The 975-nt window shown below is 62.5% G+C and carries 1 pseudogene; it reads right to left on the bottom strand.

The features are described from left to right. Positions 1–836: pseudogene (locus CFR80_RS18385) on the bottom strand (portal protein); the annotation flags it as partial. Positions 837–975: the final 139 nt, after the last annotated feature.

The following is a 975-nucleotide window of genomic DNA, read 5'->3' as shown; positions in this document are numbered from 1 at the left end:
CCGCCAGTAGTGCCGCCATCGCCTTCCGCGCCTGCCGGATCAGCCTGACCGGCCTTGATGACCAGCTTCGGGTCTGAACTGTATTTTAGACCGCGCCCCGACTGCGACAGCAGGTAATCGCATTCGATGACCGTATCGATGGCACGTTCGAATGTGCAGGGACCATCGACCATGCCGGGCGGCGCCATGTTGGCCATCCAGATCCACGGCACGAAGCCGAGGCCGTGCTGGGTGGTGCGCGCTTTGTCCACGCTGCTCGGCATACCTTCTGATACGAGGCGCGGCACATAGACCCGGCACTCCATCCGGTCCCATTCCCGGCACCACCAGAACGCGGCAGCCATATCATCGCCGGATATGGGCCAGCCCTGCGCAGCGAGGTCCGCGCCTTTGACTTTGTAGCACTCCATCACTTCGACCAGTTGCCCGGCCGCATCCCATGATGGCGTCAGATAACGGGTGTCGCGCATCGAAACGCATGGCTTGCGGTCCACGGTCTCAACCAGAAGGGCCGACGATCCAACCGAACCGGACATGACCGCCTCGATCATCACGGCAGGTAGGGCACATTCCCGGTCCAGCGCCGCCATGACGACCGGCACCGTTTCATCCTCTGCCGCCAGCGCGGGCCAGTGCATCTCGCCAAACACCAGCGAGGCGGATTCATCCACCACCGTCGCGCACATGTTGGTGCGAACGGACGGCCTGCGTTTGTCTAGCGGGATGTATTCCCCTGCCCCGTTGTATTCGCTGCTGAACGGGTTCGGAATATCGTCATACTGCGTGCAGTCACGCACCCGCATCAGCGCCGTCAGGCGGTTTGCGCGCGCGGGCAAATCCTGATCCTGCGGATAGGTTTTCTTTAACTGCTGCCAGTCCATGCGACCCCGTGGCCGCTATCGGCCCAGATTGAAACGTGTTGGCACAAATCGCGCCGGTGCGGCTGGTGGTGGACCAAGCATCAGGTCAGTCAGC

Source organism: Komagataeibacter oboediens (assembly GCF_003207815.1).
In the GTDB taxonomy this organism is placed as follows: domain Bacteria; phylum Pseudomonadota; class Alphaproteobacteria; order Acetobacterales; family Acetobacteraceae; genus Komagataeibacter; species Komagataeibacter oboediens.
Note: the sequence above shows the minus strand (reverse complement) of the source record. Positions and strands in the feature narration are given on the sequence as shown.